We start from the raw sequence: 22,511 nt of genomic DNA on the forward strand, positions 1-22,511 counted from the left end.
ATCATACTTTTCAAATTTTACCCATACCCTAATGTGGGTATTTTTTTGGACTGTTTAAAGTTTTACCATCTCGGAAGCTACAAAGTCCATCAATGTTTTAACACGGGTGGGTCCCAGGTCAAACGGTATGCCGGCAGCCTGGTACAATTCAGGCAGCGTACGGGTTCCTCCCAGGGCAAGAGCCCGGCTATAATTGTCAAGAGCTTCTTCCTTGTTCTCCTTAAACTGCATCCACATGCCAATCGCTCCAAGCTGCGCAATTCCATATTCAATGTAGTAAAAGGGAACTTCGAATAAATGAAGCTGACGCTGCCAGCTATATTTCCTGAATTCCTCCAACCCGCTTAGGTCCAGCACACCAGTTGAAAACTCATCATTTATTTCCATCCATTTTGCAGCACGCTCTTCAAGCGTATGTTGCGGGTTTTCATACACCCAATGCTGGAACTTATCAATGATGGCGATCCAGGGGAAAATGGTAATCACTCTTTCCAGCTGGTGTTCTTTTGCCCGTTTCAGTTCTTCAGAATTGTTAAAAAAACTGTGCCAGTAATCCATACTGAATAACTCCATACTCATACTTGCCACTTCGGCAATTTCCATCGGGTATTCCTTAAATGATGAAAGCCGCAGTGGGTGGGCAAGAAAGCTATGAATCGCATGTCCGCCTTCATGTACCATGGTGGTAACATCGTGCATTTGTCCGGCTGCGTTCATAAAAATAAAGGGCGCACCACTCTCTGCGAGTGGACAATTATACCCACCTGGGGCTTTTCCTTTTCTGCTTTCGAGGTCCAAATGCCCCATCTTTTTCATGGTAATGAGGCATTCAGCAAATAAAGGGCGAAGCTGTTGAAAACAACTGATCGTTTTTTCCAGCAACTCTTCGCCTGTTTTGAATGGATGAAGTGGTTCAACACCGGCTGGTTCTGCTTCGGTATCCCAGGGTCGAAGGGTATCCAATCCCAGTTTTTCCTTTTTCTTTTTATAGATTTCAGCAACGAGTGGAACTACATGCTGTTTTACAGCATCGTGGAATGCGAAACAATCCTCTTTGGTATAATCAAAGCGGCCCATTTCTGCGAATTTATAATCGCGGTAATTGGCGAACCCCGCATTTAGTGCTACCTGGTGGCGTTTCTGAACTAATCCAGTGAACAATTCATTTAACTGGTTGCGATCCTGGTAACGGCGCTCCTGAATACTCCTGTAAACCGCTTCCCGCTTGCTTCTGTCAGGATGCTCCAGAAATTTGGAAGCTTGCTGCAGGGTATATTCTTTGCCATCCACCGTAACGCTCATCTTTCCGGAAATGACTCCATATTGTTGGGCCATCACCGATAAATCAGCTTGTAATGGAATATTTTCTTCCCGGTAAAGATCAATTGATTTCTTAACTGAACGCAGGTAGGTAAAATACTCTTTCTGATCGAGTGCTTTGGTATATTCATTGCTGATCAGCTTTCGGTTCAGCTGATCGGCATAGGGCTGGATTTTCGGCTGAATCTCCATCACAAAAAAAGTGAAAGCCTCTTCCAGCTCCTTATTTTCCGTATCACAGGTCATCCGGATCTGTCTCCAGCAGGCGTCTTCACTAACCGCAGCTTCCAGTTCACTGCTGTCTGCCAGCCATTTTTCCAGTTCATCCAAAGAGTGAATGGGCCGGTCAAGCAGGTCTTTAAAATATGGTTCCAACGTTTCCCAGCTACTAACCGTAAAGTCAGACGGCAGGAAATGCCTGGGAGTTTTCTGAATATTGGCGATCGACATAAGCAATAAATTATTCTTCTGATTTTTTCTTGCGGGCCGTTTTCTTAGGTTTTTCTTCTGTTGTTTCAGAATCAGTCGCCTCTTCTGCTGCTTTTTTAGGAGCTGCTTTTTTCTTAGCCTTTGGTTTTTCTGTCGCCGCATCCTCCTCTGACGGGTCAACTTCTTTCTTCACCGCTTTTTTGGCTTTTGCCGGAGCCTCTTCTTCCACCACCGTTTCTTCTTCCGGAGCTGCGGCTTCTGAGAGTTTGAACTCTATGTTGTTTTTGTCGATGATTTCAAACCATTTCACCATTTTCTTCATATCGCTGGCGTAAACCCTTTCGAAATCCATATCTGGATAGGTAGCCTCAAAATAGGCCTTCAATCCATTACCGTCTTTTACGTCCGGAAGCTTTGTTCCGCTGGCTTTCATGGATTTGAATATTTCAACCAGGTTGATATTGTCACGTTTTGTATAAATCTCAATACTCTCCAGGTGAGAGAAATTATGCTTGCGGGAAGACACGAACTTGGTGGATTGATCCTCCAGGGAACGTACAATCGCTCCGTCCGTTTTACTGGCTACTAACTCAAACAATCCGGGTAATCCGGTTACGGCAATGATTCTGTTGTATTCCATATCTTCAAAATTGTAAGGGAGGTGCAAGATAAAACAATTTTGCCACCCGACCGGTGAAGGCTCAGGCATCCAGCCATTCCTTAAAGGTGGCTGTCTGGTCGGCACTGATGATGATTTCCTCCGGTGCCTGAGGAAACAATTCAACCTGTAATTTTCCTTTACCCACTGTTTTCAGCTTTTTTATGGCATTTATATGAGCAAGGTATTGCCGGTTCAGTCGGAAAAAATGGGCGGGATTCAATTCTTTCTCAATTTCAGAAAGGGATTTATCCAGCAAATAACGCTGACCGCCTGTATCTACCAGGCAAATCATTTTATGGGCAGCATAAAAAAATGCGATTTCTTCGGTTTTCAGTGTGATATAATCAGCACCTCGTTTAATCAACCACCTCTTTTTGTAAACCTCAGGGTTTTTATGATACCGTTGTAGTTGCTCGAGCGAATGGGAAAAATGCAATTTTAATTGCTCGTATTTCTGAATTGAAGCAGCCAGCTTTTCTTTTGAAACCGGTTTCAGCAGGTAATCAATACTGTTATGTTCAAATGCTTTCTGCCAGTATTCGTCGTAGGCGGTACAGAAAATAACCGGGCAATCGAGCCGGATCTCTTCTAAAATCTGGAAGGATTGTCCATCTGTTAGCTCAATGTCCATAAAAATAAGATCCGGCTGTTCATGTGTTTTCAGCCATTGAATGGACTCGTTTACTGTTGCCAGTAAGGCGATTGGCTCAAGGTCCGATCGAATTGCTGCCAGTGCTTCGATCAGTCGCTCCGCTGCAGGCGTTTCATCTTCTATCAGTATAATTTTCATATCAGCGAAGGGTTAGTAAGGGTAAACGGACAGAAAAGTGAGTATTATTTTTATCAATTGAAACTGGTCTGGAGGTAATCAGCCTGAACCGTTCAATCAGATTATTTAATCCAATACCATTGGATTGCCGAACTTTTTTTTCGCGTACTTCATTAGTAATAAGCAATTCACCACCTGATTCCTGAATTTCAATCAGCAGTGGTTGCGACTTGGAAAACTCATTGTGCTTGATAGCATTCTCAATCAGAATCTGAAGTGAAATAGGGGGTAATACAAATTGATCTGTACTTGATGCCGGAATGTTTTTATTAACCAGAATATTATCGCCAAAGCGGATTTTGAGCAATGCAATATAGTTATCCATAAAGTCCAGTTCTTCCTGTAATAAAACAAGGTCGCGCGACTTGTTTTGTAAGATATATCGGTAAACATCCGCCAGGGTATCATTAAAAACCTGGGCTTTGTGGGGATCCGAGCTGATGAGGTGACTCAATGTATTGAGTGAATTAAACATGAAATGCGGATCGATCTGGTTCTTGAGGGCCTGCAGTTCAGCTTCTGCCCGGGCTCTTTCCAGTGTAGCATTTCTTAGTATTTCTGATTCAGATTCCTTGACCAGGAATACGGTTTCATATACATGCACTATAAAAATTACGGATATCAGAATGATGAGGCTGTTGTTCCAGATAGTATTCCAGTTGATTTCTCCCTGAAGAAAAAGATGATACCACCCAACCAGCAGCAATACAGTAACGGGTATAGTAAAAAAAGGAATCACCATTAGAAGAGCAAGGATTTTCTTTACCGGCTGGTTGAACCAATTGAAATAAGAGCGTAGTGTGAATAGCAGGAATCTGTTGCCTTCCCAGATGATCAGTGCAATTCCAATGGTGTAGAGATAACTTAACTTGATCTGCAGGAGGCTGAATTGGTGATGCGGTACCAGGGACGTAACCAGGGGGATCACTATTCCGCAAAATGGTATCAGGATCACACGGAATCCCACATCGTTGATCCTGCTTTCTTTTTCAGGAAGTTTTGTCGGAAAAAAATCGGCTTTGGTCGCCCTTGCTTCCGGGTTCATGCTGGTTGTCTTGGTCATTGTGAAATTAGACAATAGTTTAGGAATCAAAACAGCTAATATGGACATGAGTAGCATCAATTGGCTGGCCGTTCTGGTAGCCGGTCTCTCTGCCTTTGTAGTAGGCGGAATATGGTATTCACCCGGATTATTTGGTAAAGCCTGGATGAAAGAATCCGCATTAACCGAAGAGCAGATCCGGGCTGGTAACAAAGGAAAAATCTTTGGATTCACTGCCCTGTTTTCCCTGATTATGGCTGCCAATTTGGGCATGTTCCTGGTAGACAGCGCAGAAATAAAAACAGATCTGACATGGGGTGCAACAGCTGGATTTTTAGCCGGCATCTGGACCTTCTGTGCTATTGCTATTCATAGCTTATTCGAATTGAAATCCTGGCGGTATATCCTGATCAATGGCGGTTACTCTATTGTTTCTCTTACTCTTATGGGGGCTATAATAGGTCTCTGGCGATAAAACCCAAACATATGACACATTCAATCAGCTGGTTCGAGATCCCTACAAATGATCTCGCCCGTGCGCAACAATTTTATGAAACCATACTCGGACTGGAACTGATTCCTATGGATATGCCGGGTATACAGATGCGGATGTTCCCTGTTCCGGATCAAACCTACATAAGCGGGGCACTTTCCTATGCACCGGATTTTTATCAACCTCAGTCCAATGGTACCCTTGTTTATCTGAATGCCAACCCGGATGTACAGCATATACTGGACAGGGTCGAAGCAGCAGGCGGAAAAATCATTGTCCCGAAAACCGAAATAAGTCCGGATATTGGCTTTATGGCTGTTATTTATGATACCGAAGGCAACCGGGTGGCCTTCCATTCGGTTCCGGTTGGATAAATTTTTTTACAATGTCAAACCATGACTGGAGCAAATTCACAGTACGGATAAATGTACGTGCACGTAGAAGTGATTTATATGATGCCTGGACAACCAAAGCTGGAATGGAATACTGGTTTCTTCGCAAGTGTGAGTTTGTGGATGCTAAAGGATATATCCTCGATGAGGAAGAAACAATCCGTACGGGATGTACCTATAGCTTTTATTGGCATGGATATGCCGACGAAGTGGTTGAAAAAGGTGAAATCCTGGAAGCCAATGGTCAGGACCGGCTTGTTTTCCGGTTTGGGAAAGCCGGTATCTGTACTGTTCGCATTTTAATGGCGGGAGATGAGCAGATAGTAGAAATCGAGCAGTCGGAAATACCAACAGATGAACATTCGCAATTCCAATATTATGTTGGATGTAAGACTGGCTGGACTTTTTACCTTACCAATTTGAAAAGCCTGTTTGAAGGTGGCATTGATTTAAGGAACCGGGATGTTAATCTTCAGGACATGCTAAACTCATAATCGTCAGACACCTTCTTCACATCATATGAAACTGTACTTCTTTATTTTGGTTGCGTTCAGTTTGAAGCAGGATACCGGTCCTTTTGAACAATTAAAACAACTGGAAGGTTGTTGGCAAAGAATTGGCACATCAGTACCGGAATACGAGGAATGGAAAATCCGGGATTCGTTTTCAATGGTCGGACGGATGTATAAAGTAAATGAAGGGGATACCCTGGTTTCTGAAGAAATACTTCTCATTCAAAATCAACAACAGGTTTTTTATCAGGCAAAAACATTTAATCAACCGGAGCAGGAGCGTGTCAGTTTTCGGTTGACTGGATATCAAAACGGATCCTATTTTTTTGAAAATCCCAAACATGATTTTCCACGAAGAATTGTCTATAGTTTTAAAGGATCGGACTCGTTGCATGCATGGATTGATGCAGGAGATAACAATGCATCCACCCGTGTCGACTTTCATTTTAAAAGAGTAAAATAAGACGTAAGCCCAAAACAGGTTCATATGAAAATTTTAGTACTGGTTTTCCTTTGCACCTTTTCCTGGATTTCAGCTGAGTCGCAGGATTTCAGCATCGCTTATAATGTATATGATACAGTTCAAAAAGATTATGAAGTTTATATAATGGATGCCGATGGTCGCAATAAAAAGAATCTTAGTAACCGGAAGGCCGTTGACTGGACATACCATGCAGATGGACAAACGATTTATTTTATCAGCGACCGGGATACATGCAGCCGATGTTTTTTCCTATATAAAATGAATCCGGATGGATCTGGATTGAAGAAAATAAGTGACCTGCAATTGGAAGATTCCTGGATGGATAATTTTGGAAATACCATGCTTGTTAGTGCAAGAAAGGGCCCTGCCATTCGTTTCCAACTGGCAACTATTGACCTTGTATCCGGTTCTTTTAAGTGGTTGACAAATGATACCGCCTCCTATTTTAACGATCCGGTTTTTGTTGAAAACGGAAACCGGATCGCATACAGATTTCGTCAGCATCGCAGGGACCAGCAGGAAATCATAGAAATCTGGATCATGCAACGGGATGGAACAAACCGACAGCAGTTAACAAGATATCCCTCTTCGGATACAACTGCTAAGTGGTATAGTTATCATGCCGGAGCACCCCGTTGGAACGCAAAAGAACAGTTTATCAGTTATCAATCATTCCGCAAAGGTCAGTATCAGCTATATGCTATAACACCTGATGGGAAAAAACAGTGGCAACTAACCATGGGTGAACAGAATGCAGGCTGGCATGACTGGACTGCCGATGGTAACTGGCTTGTAGCAGATATAACGGATAGTAGTAACCGGAGATATGACATCGGAATTAAACAGGTTAATGAAACGACTTTCAAAGCACTCACAGGAATCAATGACTGGAAAACCAACCTTGCTCCGGTTATTGTTGAAAAACGTAAACCCTGAAACAGGGCTGACGCTACTGGTTACTTAGCCAATCAAAAAGGCGATCTGCATCAATCCTTTGAAACAACTGGGTTCCCGGATTCATGGTCGCAGCTGTTCCGCAAGCCACTCCATATCGAATGATATCAGCAGGATCAGCATTTTTCCAGATCTGGTAGCACATTCCGGCAACCATGGAATCACCGGCGCCAACTGTACTCTGCTTTTTTACTGTTGGAGCCGGGACACGAATCACCTGGTCTTTGTTAACCAATATGGCACCCTGAGCACCCAAAGAAACTGCTACCATCCTGCAGGATCCTTTTTTCAGCAGTCTCTGTGCTGCTTCCACCACCTGATCTGTTTCCAATGCCGAAACTCCGGACAATTGACTCAATTCATTCAGATTTGGCTTTACCAGGTAAACGCCAGCGGCCACCGCCAGTTCCAGAGGTTTGCCGGAACAATCAATTATAGTTTTGGCTCCCAGCTCATTGGCAAGTGTTACCAATCGTGCATAGAAATTATCCTTGAATCCGGGAGGCAGACTGCCGCTTCCTACAATAATTTTCGGAGCAACCGGAAGATTTCTGATAGCACTAAGAATGTCTTCTTCAATTTCCGGTTGAAGGGTTGGTCCGGGTAATACAAATCGAAACTGGTTATTGCTTTGCTCTTCAAGGACCACTATATTCTCCCGGGTTTCTCCTGGTATTTGAATGGTATGGTAAGAAATTCCTTCTTCCCGAAGGCAGGCTTCCAGCTGCTTTCCATTAAAACCACCACTGGTAATCAGTGCCTTATTTGGCGCTCCTAATCGTTGGAGGCCTTTGCTTACATTAATCCCTCCGCCTCCTGCTTCCACCACCATATCACTGCACCTGAGTTTTTTTTCAGGAATCAACTGGGTTGTTCGAGTACTTTTATCAACTGCCGGATTCGGTGTTACAGTAAGGATCATGGCACTTAATTTTTATTCAGGTCAGCCAATACCGCTTCGATACGTTGAATAAAACTTGCTTCATCGGTATATCCGCGAGCCAGCATAAAGAATTTGCTTTCGCTGACCTGCATCAGTACACAGGGATACCCGGTGACCTGTAACTGTTTACAAAGCTGAAACTCATAATAGGCTTTCTCTTTATATTCTTCGGAGCCCAGCTTTTGGTAGAAATCATCCGCGTCAAGATTATACTTCTCCAATAGATGGCGGTAGGCCTCGTTATCACAAAGATCCCTGCCTTCAAAATGCAATGCATACTGTAAATCGGAAGCGAATTCAACCTGTTGATCCGGATAAATATCTTTGAAAATGCACAGTGCAATAGCCGGTTTTTCCGAATTCGGGTACCAATCACTCAAATCGGGATTAAAAATATGCCAGAGATAGTCTTGTCCGAACCGGATACCGGTTAATTCTTCCACTGACTTATAAGCATCAGCAATATATCCGGCCATAATACCAATATGCCTTGGCTGGTCAGGTAGGATCATACCACCGGATAATACTTCGAACCCAACCCGGTCGGAATAGAGTTTATGGATTTTTTTGATAACCGGACTAAAACCATAGCACCATCCGCAATAAGCATCGTAGCAATAATAAAGTACAGGGGTCATGCTGCAAATTACCAGCTTTCAGCGGGACTTTCACTGACTATTAATGAGATCTTAACAACCGAACCGTTTGTACCTGGGTTATTGTTTAACTTACAGCAAAGCTGATTTTATGGAAAATGCAACAATCGAAGTAAGGAATTTAACAATGGCGGATTACCAGGAATTGAAAGAATCCATGATTGAGGCCTATGCCAGCATGGGCGGACAATACTGGGGCGAGGAATCCCTGGCCAAGCTCATTAAGAAATTTCCGGAAGGTCAGATCTGTGTAACACTCGACGGTCGTGTGGTGGGATGTGCCCTCACCCTTATAGTTAATTTCAACCGGTTTGGTGACACCCATTCCTACCGCCAGGTTACGGGTAATTATACCTTTGACACACATGATCCGCAAGGGGATGTTCTTTATGGAATTGAGATGTTTATCCATCCTGAGTTTCGTGGATTGCGGTTGGCCCGGCGTTTATACGAGGCCCGTAAAGTATTGTGTGAAAACCTGAATCTGCGGGCCATTGTTGCAGGTGGCAGAATTCCGGGATATGGAAAGTACGCGGAAGATATGACGCCGCGCGAATACCTGGAAAAAGTCAAGCGCCGGGAATTACATGATAGTACGCTTAGTTTTCAGCTGGCAAATGATTTCCAGATTAAAAAAGTGATGCAGCATTACCTGCCCGAGGACAGGGAATCCCGCGGTTATGCAACCCTGTTAGTATGGTACAATGTATATTATGAACCAAACCGAAATGCGCTGAACCTGCGGAAGGATTTTGTCCGTATCGGATTGGTTCAATGGCAAATGCGGCAATATGCAACATTAAAGGATATGATGGAGCAGGTTGAATATTTTGTGGACGCGGTAAGTGATTACAATTCTGATTTCTGCCTGCTGCCTGAATTGTTCAATGCTCCTTTGATGGAACAGTTTAATCATCTGCCCGGGCATGCAGCGATTCGCGAGCTGGCTGCATTAACACCTGATATCGTAGATGCTCTTTCCAAACTGGCCATCTCGTATAATGTGAATATCATCGGTGGTTCCATGCCTTCCATCCGGGATGGAGAGTTATACAATACATCTTATTTCCTGCATCGGAATGGCCGAATTGACTTTTACGACAAAATCCATCCTACACCTTCAGAAGAATATGAATGGGCCATAAAAGGCGGGGATAAAATCCAGGTAATTGAAACGGATGCTGGTAAGGTTGGTGTGTTGATCTGTTATGATGTAGAGTTTCCGGAGTTATCAAGACTATTAGCTGATCAGGGTATGCAGATATTATTTGTTCCTTTTTTAACGGATACACAAAATGCGTATAACCGGGTACGTTATTGTGCTGCGGCGCGGGCAATCGAAAATGAATGTTTTGTTGCGATTGCCGGAACGGTGGGTAATCTGCCTAAAGTGCATAATATGGATTTACAATTTGCGCAGTCAGCTGTACTGACTCCTTCTGATTTTGCTTTTCCGGTGAATGGCATTAAAGCGGAAGCTACACCCAATACGGAAATGATCATTGTGTCAGATGTGGATCTGACCCTTTTATCGGAATTGCATGAATATGGAAGTGTGACTACCCTGAAGGACCGTCGCCATGATCTCTATGAGCTGAAATTACTCAAGTAGTTTACAAATTACGTGTATTTCCAGTTGCGGTTTTTGCCATCTGCGATCCATTCCACTGCCTGGTCGATTCGTTTCTGTCGGGTGGCATCGGTTTTCGCTTCTGTGATCCATTCAATGTATTCTTTCCGGTGACTATAGCTGAATTTATCAAAGACCTCCCAGGCGCGATGGTTTTTCCGTAGCGCCTGTTCAAATGCGGGAGGAAGCATACATTCTTTGTGGTTGGAGGTAGTTTTGCGTGGAAGTTTAATACCCTGTTCGTTGAGCAGCATGGCCTCCTGAAGTAGTGTGGTGAAGTGAACAGGAAGATCGTCGATCGATTTGATAGGACCGAGATGCCCCATTGACTTTTCTTCCCGGGCATTTTGCAATAAAGTAGGATCCTTCATCAGGGCTGCCTTCCAGAAGGTGAATGCGCAATGGTTCTTAAAACCTGCGAAACTGCAAAGCACTTCGTTTTTGTATTCAAAATGCGGCATGCCCCATTTAACAGTTTCTTTGACCTCCGGGCAGGTCCTGTGAATTTGCTCCCTTATATGCAGCAGGATGGGCTGGGCAAAAGGCTGAGCTTTTGCTATGTAATCGTCGATGCGGGAGTCCAACTGCGGCATATCCTAATTTACGCAAATTCCCTGATTCCAGCCACCCGACCGGTGCCATCCGCCGCGGCGGAGAGCACTTTTTAGTGAGCTTCGAGCCAGTTGGTGCCCTGGCCAACTTCAGCAATTACCGGAACCTCATTGGGCAGCGGCAGGGCTGATTGCATACATTCCAGTATCAGGGGTTTTAGCTGATCCACTTCATCCTTTCGTGCATCAAAAACCAATTCATCGTGCACCTGCAGGATCATTTTGCTTTTAAGTCCGGCTTTTTTTATGGCAGCATGCAGTGATGTCATGGCAAGTTTGATCATATCAGCCGCAGATCCCTGGATGGGCGAGTTGATGGCGTTGCGTTCTGCAAATCCGCGGACGGTAAAATTAGAGGAGTTGATATCGCGTAACCAGCGTTTTCGTCCCATCAGGGTTTGAACATAGCCATGTTCTTTGGCGAAATTGACTGTTTCGTCCATGTATCGGGTAATTCCGCTGAATTCCTTTTTATAGTTATCTATTATTTCTTTGGCTTCTGTTCTGGAGATTCCCAGGTTATCAGCCAGGCCAAATGCACCTTGTCCATAGATTATACCGAAATTGACGCTTTTGGCTTTACGGCGCATGTCTTTGGTAACATCCGCTTCATCGATACCATACACCTTGGCAGCAGTTGCAGTATGAATATCTTTTCCCTGGCGGAACGCTTCACACATATTCGGGTCACCACTAATGGCTGCGACGATACGTAATTCTATTTGTGAATAATCAGCTGAAAGCAGGATATGCTCACTGTCTCTGGGGATGAATGCCTTTCTGATTTCCTTGCCTCTTTCAGTACGGATAGGAATATTCTGCAGGTTTGGATTATTACTGGACAATCTTCCTGTAACAGCGACTGCCTGTGCATAGGAAGTGTGAACCCTACCTGTTTTGCGGTTGATCATGAGTGGAAGGGCATCCACATAGGTTGATTTGAGCTTGGTTAACTCGCGGAAGGCCAGGATATCATCCACAATTGGGTTTTGCAATGCAAGTTTGGCCAACACATCTTCACCTGTGGCATATTGTCCGGTTTTGGTTTTTTTGGCTTTGGGGTCAAGTTTCAGTTTTTCAAACAGCACTTCTCCTAATTGTTTGGGGGAAGCCAGGTTGAAGCGAACACCTGCAGCCGCATACACTCTCTCCTCTGCTGCTTTTGAATCTTTATCCAGCTCTTTCGAGTAGTCGTTTAAAAAGTCCGTATCTACTTTAATTCCTTCATATTCCATATCCGTCAACACCTTAACGAGGGGGTTTTCAACTTTTTCGAAAACGGATTTCACTTCCAGGGATTCCAGCAGGGGAACAAATTTCTGTTTTAACTGAAGGGTGATATCTGCATCCTCGGCGGCATATTCCTTGATTTTTTCCAGCTCAACATCCCTCATATTTCCCTGGTTCTTCCCTTTTTTGCCGATCAGTTCTTCGATGTGGATCGGCTCATAACCCAGGTATTTGGTGCTGAGCAGATCCATACCACGCTTTCCTTCAGGCTCTATGACATAGTGAGCCAGCATGGTGTCGAACAGTTTACCACTTAGTTCGTAACCATACCATTTCAGGATAAGTAAATCGTATTTGATGTTTTGGCCTACCCATGTTTTGGCCGGGTCCCTGAAAAGGGGATTAAACTGGTTTAAAATACTTTTTGTTTTGACCTGGTCAGCCGGACAGGGAACATAATAACCGGTATGAGGCTTAACTGAAAAAGAGAGGCCTACCAGTTCGGCATCGTTTGCATCCAGGCTGGTGGTTTCCGTATCAAAGCAGATTTCCGGCTCTGCTGATAATACTTTGATTAATGCTTCAATAGCATCTGAACCTTCCACCAATTCATATTGATGGGGGGTATTTTGGATGTTTTTATCAACAAAATGGCTCGAATTGCCGTCAGAATCATCTGATTTCTCAGAATTTATCTGACTAACGCCATTATTTGGCGTAGTAACAACATTGCCAAATAAATCAGTTTGAACCGATTGATTCGCTTGTGTAACAACCTGGATATCTTCACCAAGAATGCGTTTGGCAACTGTTTTAAATTCCAATTCAGTGAAAATTTCTTTCAGCGCTTCCCGATTCCAGTCTTTCAACCGGAAGTCTTCCTCATGAAATTCTACCGGGACATTGGTGATGATGGTTGCCAGTTTTTTGGACAGGATGGCGGCATCTTTTCCGTTCCGCACTTTTTCTCCCAAAGCTCCTTTTATTGAATCAGCGTTGGCCAGAATGTTTTCAAGTGTGCCATATTCATTTAACAGCTTGGAGGCGGTTTTTTCACCCACACCTGCAATACCTGGTATATTATCAACGGCATCTCCCATCAATCCCAGCATATCAATTACCTGGTCAACGGAACGTATATTCCATTTTGAACAGACTTCTTCCGGACCTAAAATTTCAATATCTCCACCCTGGTAACCTGGTTTGTATATTTTGATTTTATCAGAAACCAATTGACCATAATCTTTATCAGGTGTTACCATGAACACTTCATAGCCGGCGGTAGCGGCCTGTTTGGATAGTGTGCCAACTACATCATCTGCTTCAAAACCATCCAACTCCACAACGGGGATATTAAAACCACGAATGATTCGCTTGATATCAGGTATGGCAAGAAGCAGGTCTTCCGGAGCTTCCTGGCGATTGGCCTTATAATCTGTGAAATCAGTATGACGTTCGGTAGGGGCCTGGGTATCAAAACAAACCGCCATATGGGTGGGGTGCCGGTTATTTATCAGTTCCAATAAAGCATTCGTAAAACCGAATTGAGCATTGGTGTTCTTACCCTGGGTGGTGATACGCGGACTGCGGATGAGTGCATAATAGGCTCTGAAAATCAGGGCCATCGCGTCGAGCAGAAATAGTCTTTTGTCCATATAACAAAGATAGGGTTATGAAAAAGAGCAGAGCCGCAAGGGCAAACATTGCCAATCAGCGTAAGAGGGAAAGTTTTTGCAATAGATCGGCCAGGGATATTATTGAACAATTGATGGTGGCAAGACTATCGGAAGGTAAATCATTAGGTTGCCCTCCACGCTCTTCCTGTTGATTTACCCGAACTATGTAGTTTTTTTTAGTGGGCAGATCCGACAGACAATTTCTTAGTGCCCTGTTAATCAAGGGAATACTTCCTGTTTGGATCAAAACAGCGATAGCTGGCATTTCGCTGCCAGCTGATAACTTTTCTTTTTTAGTTATAACAAGTTGAATTTCAGCGGCATGCTGAGTGCGGTAGTAATACATCTGATATTTATCTGGAAGGATTTTGGCAATTTCCTCGATAACATATCCTTCCCAGGAGCCGGCCTGGCAGGTGGACTTACTCAAAGCACGTAATGATTGAATGCCCAATAAATGGTGCAGGATTCCTGAATCACGGACATAAATCTTAGGTGCTTTAGCCAACCGCTTTTTGTTTGCTCCTGGTAATGCAGGAAGCAAACGAATAAAAAATGAGGCCTCCAGAAATCGTATATACCTCAGCACCGTTGGACCTGAAATTCCCATTGCTCGGGCTAGCACCTGAAAATTTAAAATGCTCCCATTCAGTTGAGCAATTAACTCAAGACATCTTCTAATTTTATTTCTGTCAAGCTGATGTCCGACTATGGGAACCGAATCAGCCGAAACAAGTAGGTCCAGAATCCGTTCTGCACGATTTCCCATTACCCGATTTGAAGGAGCAGAGATAAAACCTGGAAAACCACCTTTCAGCCAATGCTGCCAGATAATTGCTGATTTGTTGAACTTAAGCGAAAGTAATGAGCCTGGAAAAACCTCTTGTAGAATAAATTTTTTTGGAACCTGGAAAAATCTGAAAACTGTCTGAAATCCAAAATCGGTTGATAAAATGAATTTTGGCTGGTTTTTGAATTTGGATGTAAAAAGTTTTATATCTACCAAAATTGACGGCATACAATCAATTGATTCAATAAAAATCAATTCTTTGGTATGAGCGGAAAAAAATAAATCCGGATGAATAATTCTGCGCCGATCCATTGATTTTGATAAATCGATGATCAAAATCTTCTTACGCAACTGTTTTGCGATTTGCTCCGCTAAAATTCTTTTGCCTACTAAAACGGGTCCCTGAAGGACTAAAATTTGATTCTGCCTGAAAATCCGGCTAACTGCCAGGTTTAAAGTTGCCTTAACCACGCTTTAGGTGAAATTTAATTGAGTAAATTTAATATAATATATTAGTATTTCTCAAATAATTTTTAGTACTAATTTCCTTTTCCAGTTAATAATTAGCCGTGTATTACACAAAAAATACGCTCTTTAGCGATCTAAATACCAGCTTTTATAACGCACTTAAAAAGTGTGCAAATAATAAATGTTCAAGCTATTCGGATCAATGTTTTTTAGGTAATAAATAATCTATTGAAATATTTATTTCCAGTTCTTTAAATCTTATAATCAATAATCATTCCATCCGACTGTAATCCAGATCTGTAAAGGGTTTCTAGATAATAATAGCGGCATTAACATTTTAATGGGAAAATTCTGGCACAATGATTGGATTTACTTATCTGTTATCAAACAATTCATTTATCCAATTTAAAAATCAGTAGTATGAAAAAGTTACAAATGACCGCAATGGCACTGGGAATCGCAACCGTAAGCCTGTTTTCTTTTAAAGATGTCAATACAGCAACTGTAAAAGGGACTGTGAGTCCTGCAGAAGGCGCTACCCAGGCTTGGGCTTTATCCACGTCTGACACAGTAAAAGCACCTGTAGCAAACGGAGCTTTTGAGCTTAAAAACCTCAAAGCAGGTACTTATCAGATTATAATTGAGGCAGTTGCTCCTTATAAGAATACAGCCAAGGATGGTGTAGAAGTTGCGGAAGGTGCTACTGTTGATGTCGGCGAAATCAAGCTGAATCAATAAGCCAAATTCGTGCTCATTGAGTACGGATGTGCTACCTTGAGTATAACCGGTTTCGCTACGGCGAACCGGTTTTTTTATAGCAAACGTTTGCGTCAATTCGCCTGGGAGCAGGAGGTTTTACAATTATTGAGGGTATCTTTCTTTTCTCAACTAATGGGAATTTTTATGAACCTCCTGATTTCCTTCAGATTGCTAACTATCAGCAGTTTATTCTTACTGTTTCTATCAGCCTGCTCACCGCATGGTGAGGCTGGTTTTTTTTCTTCAGATATCCGGCTGGTTGAATCTGTTCCAGGTCCCTGGGATTCGACAAACAATCCAATTCTGAAGAATGGTCAGGTTATACTTGCTTCGACTTTGTTTTCAGAAAAACTGCTGAAACCAACATATCAGTTAAATGCATGGAAAGGGGAACGTGTACATGTACAGGTAGTAATGAAAACCAAGGCTGGAAAGGAAAAGAATAGATTTTCACTGAAAGTTTCTCCATTAGTTAATGAAAATGGCGATGAGATTACTGCATCTAATATATCAGTTCGACAGATAACGTATGTATTAACAGATGAATATCGTAGCGGATGCGGATACCGTCCGGACTCTTCAGCTTTTTATACTTCAACTGTAACTGATCCCCTTATTCCGAATGCTGAACCTGTTCTATCAGCAGACAGTCTGGCCTATTTCTGGATTAGCATTCAAGTACCCCAAGATGCACAACCTGGTATTTACCAGGCTGCTGTAAATACCAGCAATAATGTAAAACTGGATCTTGAATTGACTGTCAATTCGAGGACCTTACCACCACCATCTGACTGGACCTTTGATCTTGATCTTTGGCAACATCCGGCAGCCATTGCCCGAGTTCACAATGTTCCTTTGTGGTCTTCAGCGCATTATGAAAAGATGCGGCCTTATTATGAACAACTGGCGGCAGCCGGACAAAAAAATATCACAACATCCATTGTACATGAGCCATGGGGTCATCAGACTTTTGATGATTTTCCTTCATTGATCAGATGGATAAAAAAAACCGACGGGAGCTGGTCTTATGATTTTTCCAGATTTGATGAATATGTAGAATTTGTAATGAGCTGCGGTATAAACAAGCGGATTAATTGTTATTCCATGATTCCCTGGAAAATGATGGTTCGTTATTATGATGAGTCAACGCAGCGGGACACCAGTATTGCAACCGAAATAAACACACCTGCTTACGTTGCAACCTGGAAACCTATGCTGGAAGCTTTTACCAATCATCTGAAGCAAAAAAACTGGTTTGGCATTACTTCTATTGCCATGGATGAACGACCTATGCCTGCTATGAAAACAGCCATTGCTCTTTTAAAATCGATTGATCCATCCTGGAAAATTGCATTGGCAGGGGATTATCATCCCGAAATTGAAAAAGAAATATTCGACTATTGCGTTGCTTCGAGATGGAGCCTCGATAGTTCAATTCTGCATCGCAGAAAGGATGAAAAACGTCCAACAACTTTTTATACCTGCTGCACTGAAGCCTTTCCAAATGGTTTTACATTCTCGCCCCCGGCTGAACATGTATTCCTGGGTTGGTTTGCCCAGGCTAAGGGCTTCACTGGATATTTAAGATGGGCTTATAATAGCTGGACCAGAGATCCTTTCAACAACAGTCGATATACCGCCTGGCCCGCTGGCGATACCTACCAGATTTATCCGGGCCCTTCAAGCAGTATCCGATTTGAAAAACTGGTTGAAGGCATCCAGGATTTTGAAAAAATCAGGATACTAAAGGAGGAATGGTCAAAATCCAACCAGCAGGAAAAACTTATTCAGCTAAAACAGCTGCTTGACAAAATTGAAATAGCGAAGCTGGAAAAACAATCTGCACAATCCCTTATCGGAGAAAGTAAAATGCGATTATTGGAATTGCAATAAACAAATTAAAATGGTAAAGAAATATTCCCGCAGAAGGTTCCTCGAGAACAGTATGCTCGCTGGTTTTGCTCTTTCTATACCAACAGCTGCAATGGCTGTTGTAAAAAGCCTGGGAACTACTACAAGTATTGGCCTGATTGCTGATTTACACCAGGATATCATGCATGATGGAGCACAACGGCTGTATTCTTTTCTGCACGCTATGAAAAAAGAGAAACCGGATGCGTTATTTCAACTAGGCGATTTTGCTTATCCGGCTGATAAAAATAAAGGAGTTATTGAAGCCTATAGAAATGCACATTCTAAAGCATATCATGTGATCGGGAACCATGATACTGATAATGGGCATACAATTGAAGAATGTATTAAAGTGTGGGGTATGCCACACCGTTATTATGCAGTAACAGTGAATGGAATCGTATTCGTGGTTCTTGATGGAAATGATAAAGGCTCTCCGTCCTATCAGGGGGGATATCCATCTTTTATTAATTCAGAACAAACGAGCTGGCTGCAACAACAATTAAGTACGGCAAATCTTCCGGTTATAATCCTATCGCATCAACCACTTGGAGGGGTAATGGCAATTGATAATGCTTTTGAAATACAGGGCATATTAGACCAACACAAAGAAAAAGTTCTGCTCTGTATTAATGGACATACTCATTTGGATGCAGCTTATTTCTTGAATGGTATACCTTATGTACATATTAATTCAGCCTCTTATTTCTGGGTAGGGGGTAATTTTAAACATGAGAGTTACGATACTGATGTACACCTGCAATATCCGTGGATAGCCAGCACCTGTCCTTATGAATCAGCGCTTTATACTACACTTACTATCCACCCTGATAAAGGTCAGATAAGGATTGCAGGAAGGAAGAGCCGTTGGAAAGGCCCTTCCCCAGAAATGTTGGGCTATACGCCCTCGTATCGCCTGGAAACATCTTCCTCTATTGCACCCGTTATTTCGAAACGATCGATTAAAAAATTAGATTGATTCAACCGGGTTCACCACTGATAAGATAAAATAGTAACGATTCCCTTTAGGAGTTGGCCAGATAAGCTCGTCTCCGGATTGCATACCCCATAAGGCGGCTCCCATTGGCCGGAACACATTATCATTATGAATTGCAGTTGCACCCGATTCCGGAAGGTTCAACCGATAACTTATATTCTGTTTTGCCACCCGATCACGCAATAAGATGGTGGATTGAATTCGTGCCACCCCATTTGGAAAATTTATGCCATCTAAAATGGAGGCAGTTTGAATTTTCTTTTTTAACGTATCGATTTCCGGCCATTGCGGATGATGTGACATCAAATATTCAATCAAGACCACATCATCTTTTAATAGAACAATCGGAAGTGGATGCAATAAAGGGGTCCTGCCGTTGGATGACGGCTTAACAGCTTGTTTCATATGTATTGTTTTAAGTTATTCGTATTGTTCGAGACTCAATTCTTCGAACTGTTTGAGCATATTTATTTTTCTCTTCCAGTACGCAGCTTTACGAACCAGTTGAGTTGCGTCGAGGTGGTGATCTGTTTTTCCAGAATAAAATCCAAGTTGAATCAGTGATTGATCTTTTAATCGGCACAATAAATGAATGCCCTCAATGATTCTGTTTTCATTGAATTGTTTTTCCAGAGAACACTGATCAAGTTCCTCAATCAATAGAATCTGGTGTTTGTAATGATTACCAATAAAGTGCATATAAAGAACAGCTCCCTGTTGGTAATCAATTCCTATAACCCGATCACTGAAAAATTCAAATAAGTCCATTTTAAGTCCGGTGCTGCGGCATAAGGCCTGAAATTGCGCGGTTTGCTGGTGTTGTTTGATACGAAAATTCCAGATAACCCTGAATAATAGCAGCACCAGGCCAATTGCCAGAAAGGCAAAGGCCAGGTATTCCCATTGCATTTTACTTGTATTTAAAGGAAAGAAAACGGATCAGAAAAGATCCTGTTAAAGGATAAATCCCCGACTAGCAGTCGCCAATCGGGGTATTTGTATTAAAGTCCTTGTACGTTGAGAAGTAATAAATCATTCCTTGCGAATATAGGCCTGTAAAATGGAATCAATCCCTAGTGATTTGTTAAGAAGACAAATAGAGGTTTCTCCAATTCTGTGAAGATTTAGGTGAAAACGGGCGAAAAATTCCAACTTAAATAAAAAGCCTGCAAATATCTTTAAGGTCAATTGTTTCCATATGAATACATGTTTTCGGCTTTTTGTTTTTACAGCCCTGCTGGCATTACCATTTTCTGGTAGTACCCAAACAGATGCTTCAACAATGAATGGTAGTACAACAGCCCATACTATTCGATTTGACCAACCAGCCAAAAATTTTACAGAAAGTGCTCCGATAGGAAATGGTCGTATGGGTCTAATGCAATTTGGAAATCCAAACAGGGAACGATTGGTGCTGAATGAAATATCTATGTGGTCTGGCGGCCCGCAGGATGCAGACCGGGAAAACGCACATCAATACCTCAAAACCATTCAGGAGCATTTATTGGCAGGCAGGAATAAAGAGGCCCAGGCATTGTTAATGAAAGAGTTTGTTGCCAAAGGCCCAGGATCCGGATTTGGAAACGGCGCCAATCAAAAATATGGCGCCTATCAGATATTGGGCGACCTGCTATTAACCTGGCAGGATACCACAAAACCAGTTACTGCTTATAGTCGGGAACTTGATCTTACAACTGCAGTTGCACGTACCCGTTATACCCGTGATAGTGCAACCATTACCGAAGTATGCTGGGCAGATTTTTCGAATGATATCCTCTGGGTAAGAATTCATAGTTCAAAACCCGGTGCGATAAACCTTTCGCTGGATGTATCCAGAAAGGAGAATGCCATATCCAGGGTATCGGGAAGTATGCTGTTAATGCAAGGGCAATTACCAAGTGGAAAAGATAAGGGTTTGCGATTTGCAGCAGTTGTGCAACCGGAAATCATTGGTGGTACAATTCGGCAAATAACTATGGGGAATCGCCCGGTATTGAGTATTGAAAATGGAGATGAACTGATTATTAAAATTTCAGCAGCTACTGATTATGATTATGCGAAGTTTGGAATTACCGGTAAAGATCCATTACCAACTGCGCTGGCTTATCTGAAAACAAACCTCAACTACAATTCAGCACTTGAAAAAAACAGGGTTGTTTACTCCGGCTATTATCAACGTAACCAATGGTCCATGCCTGAAAATCCGGAAGTACAACGATTAACTACGCAACAACGACTTGAACGTTATGCAGCTTCCTCTCATGAACCAAAACAAGGTGTTCGGTTACAACGGGTAGATCCAACCCTGCCCGTTCTCTATTATAATTTTGGACGTTACCTGTTGATTTCATCCTCCAGGCCAGGCATACTTCCTGCCAATTTACAGGGACTATGGGCAGAGGAATACCAAACACCCTGGAATGGAGATTACCATCTCAATATCAATATCCAGATGAATTACTGGCTGGCTGAAACAACCAACCTTTCGGATCTGGCAGATCCGCTGTTTCGTTTTACAAAAGCACTGGTTCCGAATGGTCAGAAAACAGCAAAAGCTTATTACAATGCCAATGGCTGGACAGCCCATGTAATATCAAATCCCTGGTTATATACATCACCTGGAGAAGGAGCTTCATGGGGATCTACTCTTACTGGGGGTGCCTGGCTGTGTGACCACATCTGGGAACATTTTCGATTCACCAGGGACACCTCCTTTTTACGTGAATACTATCCCGTATTGAAAGGAGCGGCTCAATTCCTCCAATCTATTTTAATTGAATCACCCCGGCATGGGTACCTGGTTACGGCACCCTCCAACTCTCCGGAACATGCCTATATAATGCCAAATGGATTCAGCGGTAACACGGTAATGGGTCCTACCATGGATATGCAGATAACGCGTGAACTATTCAATGCCTGTGTGCAGGCAGCAGCCATCCTGAACACCGATGAAGGATTTAGAAAAGAATTGGAGGGCCTTATACCACGACTGGCACCCAATAAAATCGGTGCTGCCGGCGACCTGAATGAATGGCTGGATGATTGGAAAGATGCGGAGCCGAAGCATCGTCATGTTTCACATCTTTATGGCCTTCATCCTTATGATGAAATTACCCCCTGGGCAACCCCTGAACTGGCTGCTGCTTCCCGGAAAACACTGGAACAACGGGGCGATGATGGAACCGGCTGGAGTAAAGCCTGGAAGATTGCCTTTTGGGCGCGACTTGGAGATGGTGATCATGCCAATAAATTGGTGAAAGGATTATTGAGTCCGGCTACCAGCATGGGTACCAATATGACTAGCGGAGGGGGCGTCTATGCCAATCTGTTTTGTGCCCATCCGCCCTTTCAGATTGACGGAAATTTTGGGGGTACAGCAGGAATGGCTGAAATGCTGCTGCAAAGTCATGGAAAGGAAACTGCTATCCGGTTTTTACCCGCACTACCTACCCATCCCGATTGGGAAACGGGTACCATGAAAGGATTAAGTGCCCGGAATGGATTTGAGGTTGATATATCCTGGGAGAAGGGCCGCCTGTTAAGTGCGGAAGTACTTTCCAAACTAGGAGGAACCTGTAAAATCTGGCTGCCAAAAGGAAAACGAATCACCAGTGAATCCGGAACAACAATAGCCTCTTCACAAAACCAGGATCGGATCGTGGAATTTAAAACGGTCAAAGGAAGGCGTTACCTTGTCAGATAAGTACCAGCTCGAAGGAGAATG

Annotated in this window: 21 protein-coding genes; 10 read left to right on the plus strand and 11 right to left on the minus strand. The window is 42.9% G+C overall.

Annotated elements, in window-relative coordinates; all coding sequences use genetic code 11:
* Positions 1-54: 54 nt before the first annotated feature.
* The 4 genes from MD536_RS11415 to MD536_RS11430 form a co-directional block, all read right to left on the minus strand.
* Positions 55-1,770, minus strand: coding sequence for a M3 family oligoendopeptidase (locus MD536_RS11415; RefSeq protein WP_239599253.1), 1,716 nt, complete (start codon positions 1,768-1,770; stop codon positions 55-57).
* A 10-nt stretch (positions 1,771-1,780) separates the two neighbouring features.
* Complete coding sequence (locus MD536_RS11420) at positions 1,781-2,389, minus strand: DUF5606 family protein (protein WP_239599255.1); 609 nt, start codon at positions 2,387-2,389, stop codon at positions 1,781-1,783.
* A 61-nt stretch (positions 2,390-2,450) separates the two neighbouring features.
* Positions 2,451-3,200: a LytR/AlgR family response regulator transcription factor gene (locus MD536_RS11425; RefSeq protein ID WP_239599257.1), complete on the minus strand. Its 750-nt coding sequence runs from the start codon at positions 3,198-3,200 to the stop codon at positions 2,451-2,453.
* 1 nt (position 3,201) lies between these two features.
* Entirely contained in the window at positions 3,202-4,302 is a 1,101-nt protein-coding gene (locus MD536_RS11430) for a sensor histidine kinase (RefSeq protein ID WP_239599259.1), read from the minus strand.
* A 46-nt stretch (positions 4,303-4,348) separates the two neighbouring features.
* Here MD536_RS11430 and MD536_RS11435 point away from each other — a divergent pair, with 46 nt between their 5' ends.
* Genes MD536_RS11435 through MD536_RS11455 form a run of 5 tightly spaced genes read left to right on the plus strand, consistent with a single transcriptional unit; the run spans position 4,349 to position 7,098 of the window.
* Positions 4,349-4,756, plus strand: a complete 408-nt coding sequence (locus MD536_RS11435; RefSeq protein ID WP_239599261.1) for a DUF1761 domain-containing protein — start codon at positions 4,349-4,351, stop codon at positions 4,754-4,756.
* A gap of 11 nt (positions 4,757-4,767) precedes the next feature.
* Complete coding sequence (locus MD536_RS11440) at positions 4,768-5,148, plus strand: VOC family protein (RefSeq protein ID WP_239599263.1); 381 nt, start codon at positions 4,768-4,770, stop codon at positions 5,146-5,148.
* 11 nt (positions 5,149-5,159) lie between these two features.
* Positions 5,160-5,660: an SRPBCC family protein gene (locus MD536_RS11445; RefSeq protein WP_239599265.1), complete on the plus strand. Its 501-nt coding sequence runs from the start codon at positions 5,160-5,162 to the stop codon at positions 5,658-5,660.
* Between the two features lie 25 nt (positions 5,661-5,685).
* Positions 5,686-6,141 (plus strand): DUF6265 family protein, encoded by a 456-nt coding sequence (locus MD536_RS11450; protein WP_239599267.1) that lies wholly within the window; start codon positions 5,686-5,688, stop codon positions 6,139-6,141.
* Between the two features lie 24 nt (positions 6,142-6,165).
* Complete coding sequence (locus MD536_RS11455; RefSeq protein WP_239599268.1) at positions 6,166-7,098, plus strand: TolB family protein; 933 nt, start codon at positions 6,166-6,168, stop codon at positions 7,096-7,098.
* A gap of 13 nt (positions 7,099-7,111) precedes the next feature.
* Here MD536_RS11455 and MD536_RS11460 read toward each other — a convergent pair whose 3' ends face one another.
* Positions 7,112-8,038, minus strand: a complete 927-nt coding sequence (locus tag MD536_RS11460) for a 1-phosphofructokinase family hexose kinase (RefSeq protein WP_239599270.1) — start codon at positions 8,036-8,038, stop codon at positions 7,112-7,114.
* A 5-nt stretch (positions 8,039-8,043) separates the two neighbouring features.
* Positions 8,044-8,697 (minus strand): DsbA family protein, encoded by a 654-nt coding sequence (locus tag MD536_RS11465; RefSeq protein ID WP_239599271.1) that lies wholly within the window; start codon positions 8,695-8,697, stop codon positions 8,044-8,046.
* A gap of 109 nt (positions 8,698-8,806) precedes the next feature.
* Here MD536_RS11465 and MD536_RS11470 point away from each other — a divergent pair, with 109 nt between their 5' ends.
* Positions 8,807-10,327 carry a carbon-nitrogen hydrolase family protein gene (locus MD536_RS11470; protein ID WP_239599273.1) on the plus strand — a complete coding sequence of 507 codons (1,521 nt, stop codon included), beginning with the start codon at positions 8,807-8,809 and terminating at the stop codon, positions 10,325-10,327.
* An 8-nt stretch (positions 10,328-10,335) separates the two neighbouring features.
* On the opposite strand, the gene MD536_RS11475 is transcribed toward MD536_RS11470, so the two are convergent.
* The 3 genes from MD536_RS11475 to MD536_RS22085 all read right to left on the minus strand — a co-directional run bounded on the left by MD536_RS11475 (position 10,336) and on the right by MD536_RS22085 (position 15,123).
* Positions 10,336-10,938, minus strand: coding sequence for a YdeI/OmpD-associated family protein (locus tag MD536_RS11475; RefSeq protein WP_239599279.1), 603 nt, complete (start codon positions 10,936-10,938; stop codon positions 10,336-10,338).
* A 71-nt stretch (positions 10,939-11,009) separates the two neighbouring features.
* Positions 11,010-13,841 (minus strand): DNA polymerase I, encoded by a 2,832-nt coding sequence (polA, locus tag MD536_RS11480; protein WP_239599281.1) that lies wholly within the window; start codon positions 13,839-13,841, stop codon positions 11,010-11,012.
* A 55-nt stretch (positions 13,842-13,896) separates the two neighbouring features.
* Complete coding sequence (locus tag MD536_RS22085; protein WP_239599285.1) at positions 13,897-15,123, minus strand: ATP-binding protein; 1,227 nt, start codon at positions 15,121-15,123, stop codon at positions 13,897-13,899.
* A gap of 417 nt (positions 15,124-15,540) precedes the next feature.
* Here MD536_RS22085 and MD536_RS11490 point away from each other — a divergent pair, with 417 nt between their 5' ends.
* The 3 genes from MD536_RS11490 (at position 15,541) to MD536_RS11500 (ending at position 18,769) form a co-directional block, all read left to right on the plus strand.
* Entirely contained in the window at positions 15,541-15,858 is a 318-nt protein-coding gene (locus tag MD536_RS11490; RefSeq protein WP_239599288.1) for a carboxypeptidase-like regulatory domain-containing protein, read from the plus strand.
* Between the two features lie 165 nt (positions 15,859-16,023).
* Positions 16,024-17,772 (plus strand): DUF4091 domain-containing protein, encoded by a 1,749-nt coding sequence (locus MD536_RS11495; RefSeq protein WP_239599290.1) that lies wholly within the window; start codon positions 16,024-16,026, stop codon positions 17,770-17,772.
* A gap of 10 nt (positions 17,773-17,782) precedes the next feature.
* Complete coding sequence (locus tag MD536_RS11500; protein ID WP_239599291.1) at positions 17,783-18,769, plus strand: metallophosphoesterase family protein; 987 nt, start codon at positions 17,783-17,785, stop codon at positions 18,767-18,769.
* Here the strand turns inward: MD536_RS11500 and MD536_RS11505 are convergent.
* Complete coding sequence (locus MD536_RS11505; RefSeq protein WP_239599293.1) at positions 18,761-19,192, minus strand: hypothetical protein; 432 nt, start codon at positions 19,190-19,192, stop codon at positions 18,761-18,763. The two genes, MD536_RS11500 and MD536_RS11505, sit on opposite strands and share 9 nt — an antisense overlap.
* 15 nt (positions 19,193-19,207) lie before the next feature.
* The gene (locus MD536_RS11510; protein ID WP_239599307.1) at positions 19,208-19,696 is read right to left on the minus strand and encodes a hypothetical protein; all 489 of its coding nucleotides are present in this window, start codon (positions 19,694-19,696) and stop codon (positions 19,208-19,210) included.
* 289 nt (positions 19,697-19,985) lie between these two features.
* On the opposite strand from MD536_RS11510, the gene MD536_RS11515 reads away from it, so the two are divergent.
* Complete coding sequence (locus tag MD536_RS11515) at positions 19,986-22,490, plus strand: glycoside hydrolase family 95 protein (RefSeq protein ID WP_239599309.1); 2,505 nt, start codon at positions 19,986-19,988, stop codon at positions 22,488-22,490.
* Positions 22,491-22,511 lie beyond the last annotated feature (21 nt).

This window comes from Flavihumibacter cheonanensis, assembly GCF_022352215.1.
Classification (GTDB): Bacteria; Bacteroidota; Bacteroidia; order Chitinophagales; family Chitinophagaceae; genus Flavihumibacter; species Flavihumibacter cheonanensis.

Bases quoted from the DNA above. Each gene is read 5' to 3' on its own strand.
- MD536_RS11490 (WP_239599288.1), top strand. From the start codon at position 15,541: ATGAAAAAGTTACAAATGACCGCAATGGCACTGGGAATCGCAACCGTA.
- MD536_RS11435 (WP_239599261.1), top strand. From the start codon at position 4,349: ATGAGTAGCATCAATTGGCTGGCCGTTCTGGTAGCCGGTCTCTCTGCC.
- MD536_RS11510 (WP_239599307.1), bottom strand. From the start codon at position 19,696: ATGCAATGGGAATACCTGGCCTTTGCCTTTCTGGCAATTGGCCTGGTG.
- MD536_RS11495 (WP_239599290.1), top strand. From the start codon at position 16,024: ATGAACCTCCTGATTTCCTTCAGATTGCTAACTATCAGCAGTTTATTC.
- MD536_RS11415 (WP_239599253.1), bottom strand. From the start codon at position 1,770: ATGTCGATCGCCAATATTCAGAAAACTCCCAGGCATTTCCTGCCGTCT.
- MD536_RS11505 (WP_239599293.1), bottom strand. From the start codon at position 19,192: ATGAAACAAGCTGTTAAGCCGTCATCCAACGGCAGGACCCCTTTATTG.
- polA (WP_239599281.1), bottom strand. From the start codon at position 13,841: ATGGACAAAAGACTATTTCTGCTCGACGCGATGGCCCTGATTTTCAGA.
- MD536_RS11470 (WP_239599273.1), top strand. From the start codon at position 8,807: ATGGAAAATGCAACAATCGAAGTAAGGAATTTAACAATGGCGGATTAC.
- MD536_RS11455 (WP_239599268.1), top strand. From the start codon at position 6,166: ATGAAAATTTTAGTACTGGTTTTCCTTTGCACCTTTTCCTGGATTTCA.
- MD536_RS11425 (WP_239599257.1), bottom strand. From the start codon at position 3,200: ATGAAAATTATACTGATAGAAGATGAAACGCCTGCAGCGGAGCGACTG.
- MD536_RS11445 (WP_239599265.1), top strand. From the start codon at position 5,160: ATGTCAAACCATGACTGGAGCAAATTCACAGTACGGATAAATGTACGT.
- MD536_RS11420 (WP_239599255.1), bottom strand. From the start codon at position 2,389: ATGGAATACAACAGAATCATTGCCGTAACCGGATTACCCGGATTGTTT.
- MD536_RS11475 (WP_239599279.1), bottom strand. From the start codon at position 10,938: ATGCCGCAGTTGGACTCCCGCATCGACGATTACATAGCAAAAGCTCAG.
- MD536_RS11500 (WP_239599291.1), top strand. From the start codon at position 17,783: ATGGTAAAGAAATATTCCCGCAGAAGGTTCCTCGAGAACAGTATGCTC.
- MD536_RS11460 (WP_239599270.1), bottom strand. From the start codon at position 8,038: ATGATCCTTACTGTAACACCGAATCCGGCAGTTGATAAAAGTACTCGA.
- MD536_RS11430 (WP_239599259.1), bottom strand. From the start codon at position 4,302: ATGACCAAGACAACCAGCATGAACCCGGAAGCAAGGGCGACCAAAGCC.
- MD536_RS11440 (WP_239599263.1), top strand. From the start codon at position 4,768: ATGACACATTCAATCAGCTGGTTCGAGATCCCTACAAATGATCTCGCC.
- MD536_RS11465 (WP_239599271.1), bottom strand. From the start codon at position 8,697: ATGACCCCTGTACTTTATTATTGCTACGATGCTTATTGCGGATGGTGC.
- MD536_RS11515 (WP_239599309.1), top strand. From the start codon at position 19,986: ATGAATACATGTTTTCGGCTTTTTGTTTTTACAGCCCTGCTGGCATTA.
- MD536_RS11450 (WP_239599267.1), top strand. From the start codon at position 5,686: ATGAAACTGTACTTCTTTATTTTGGTTGCGTTCAGTTTGAAGCAGGAT.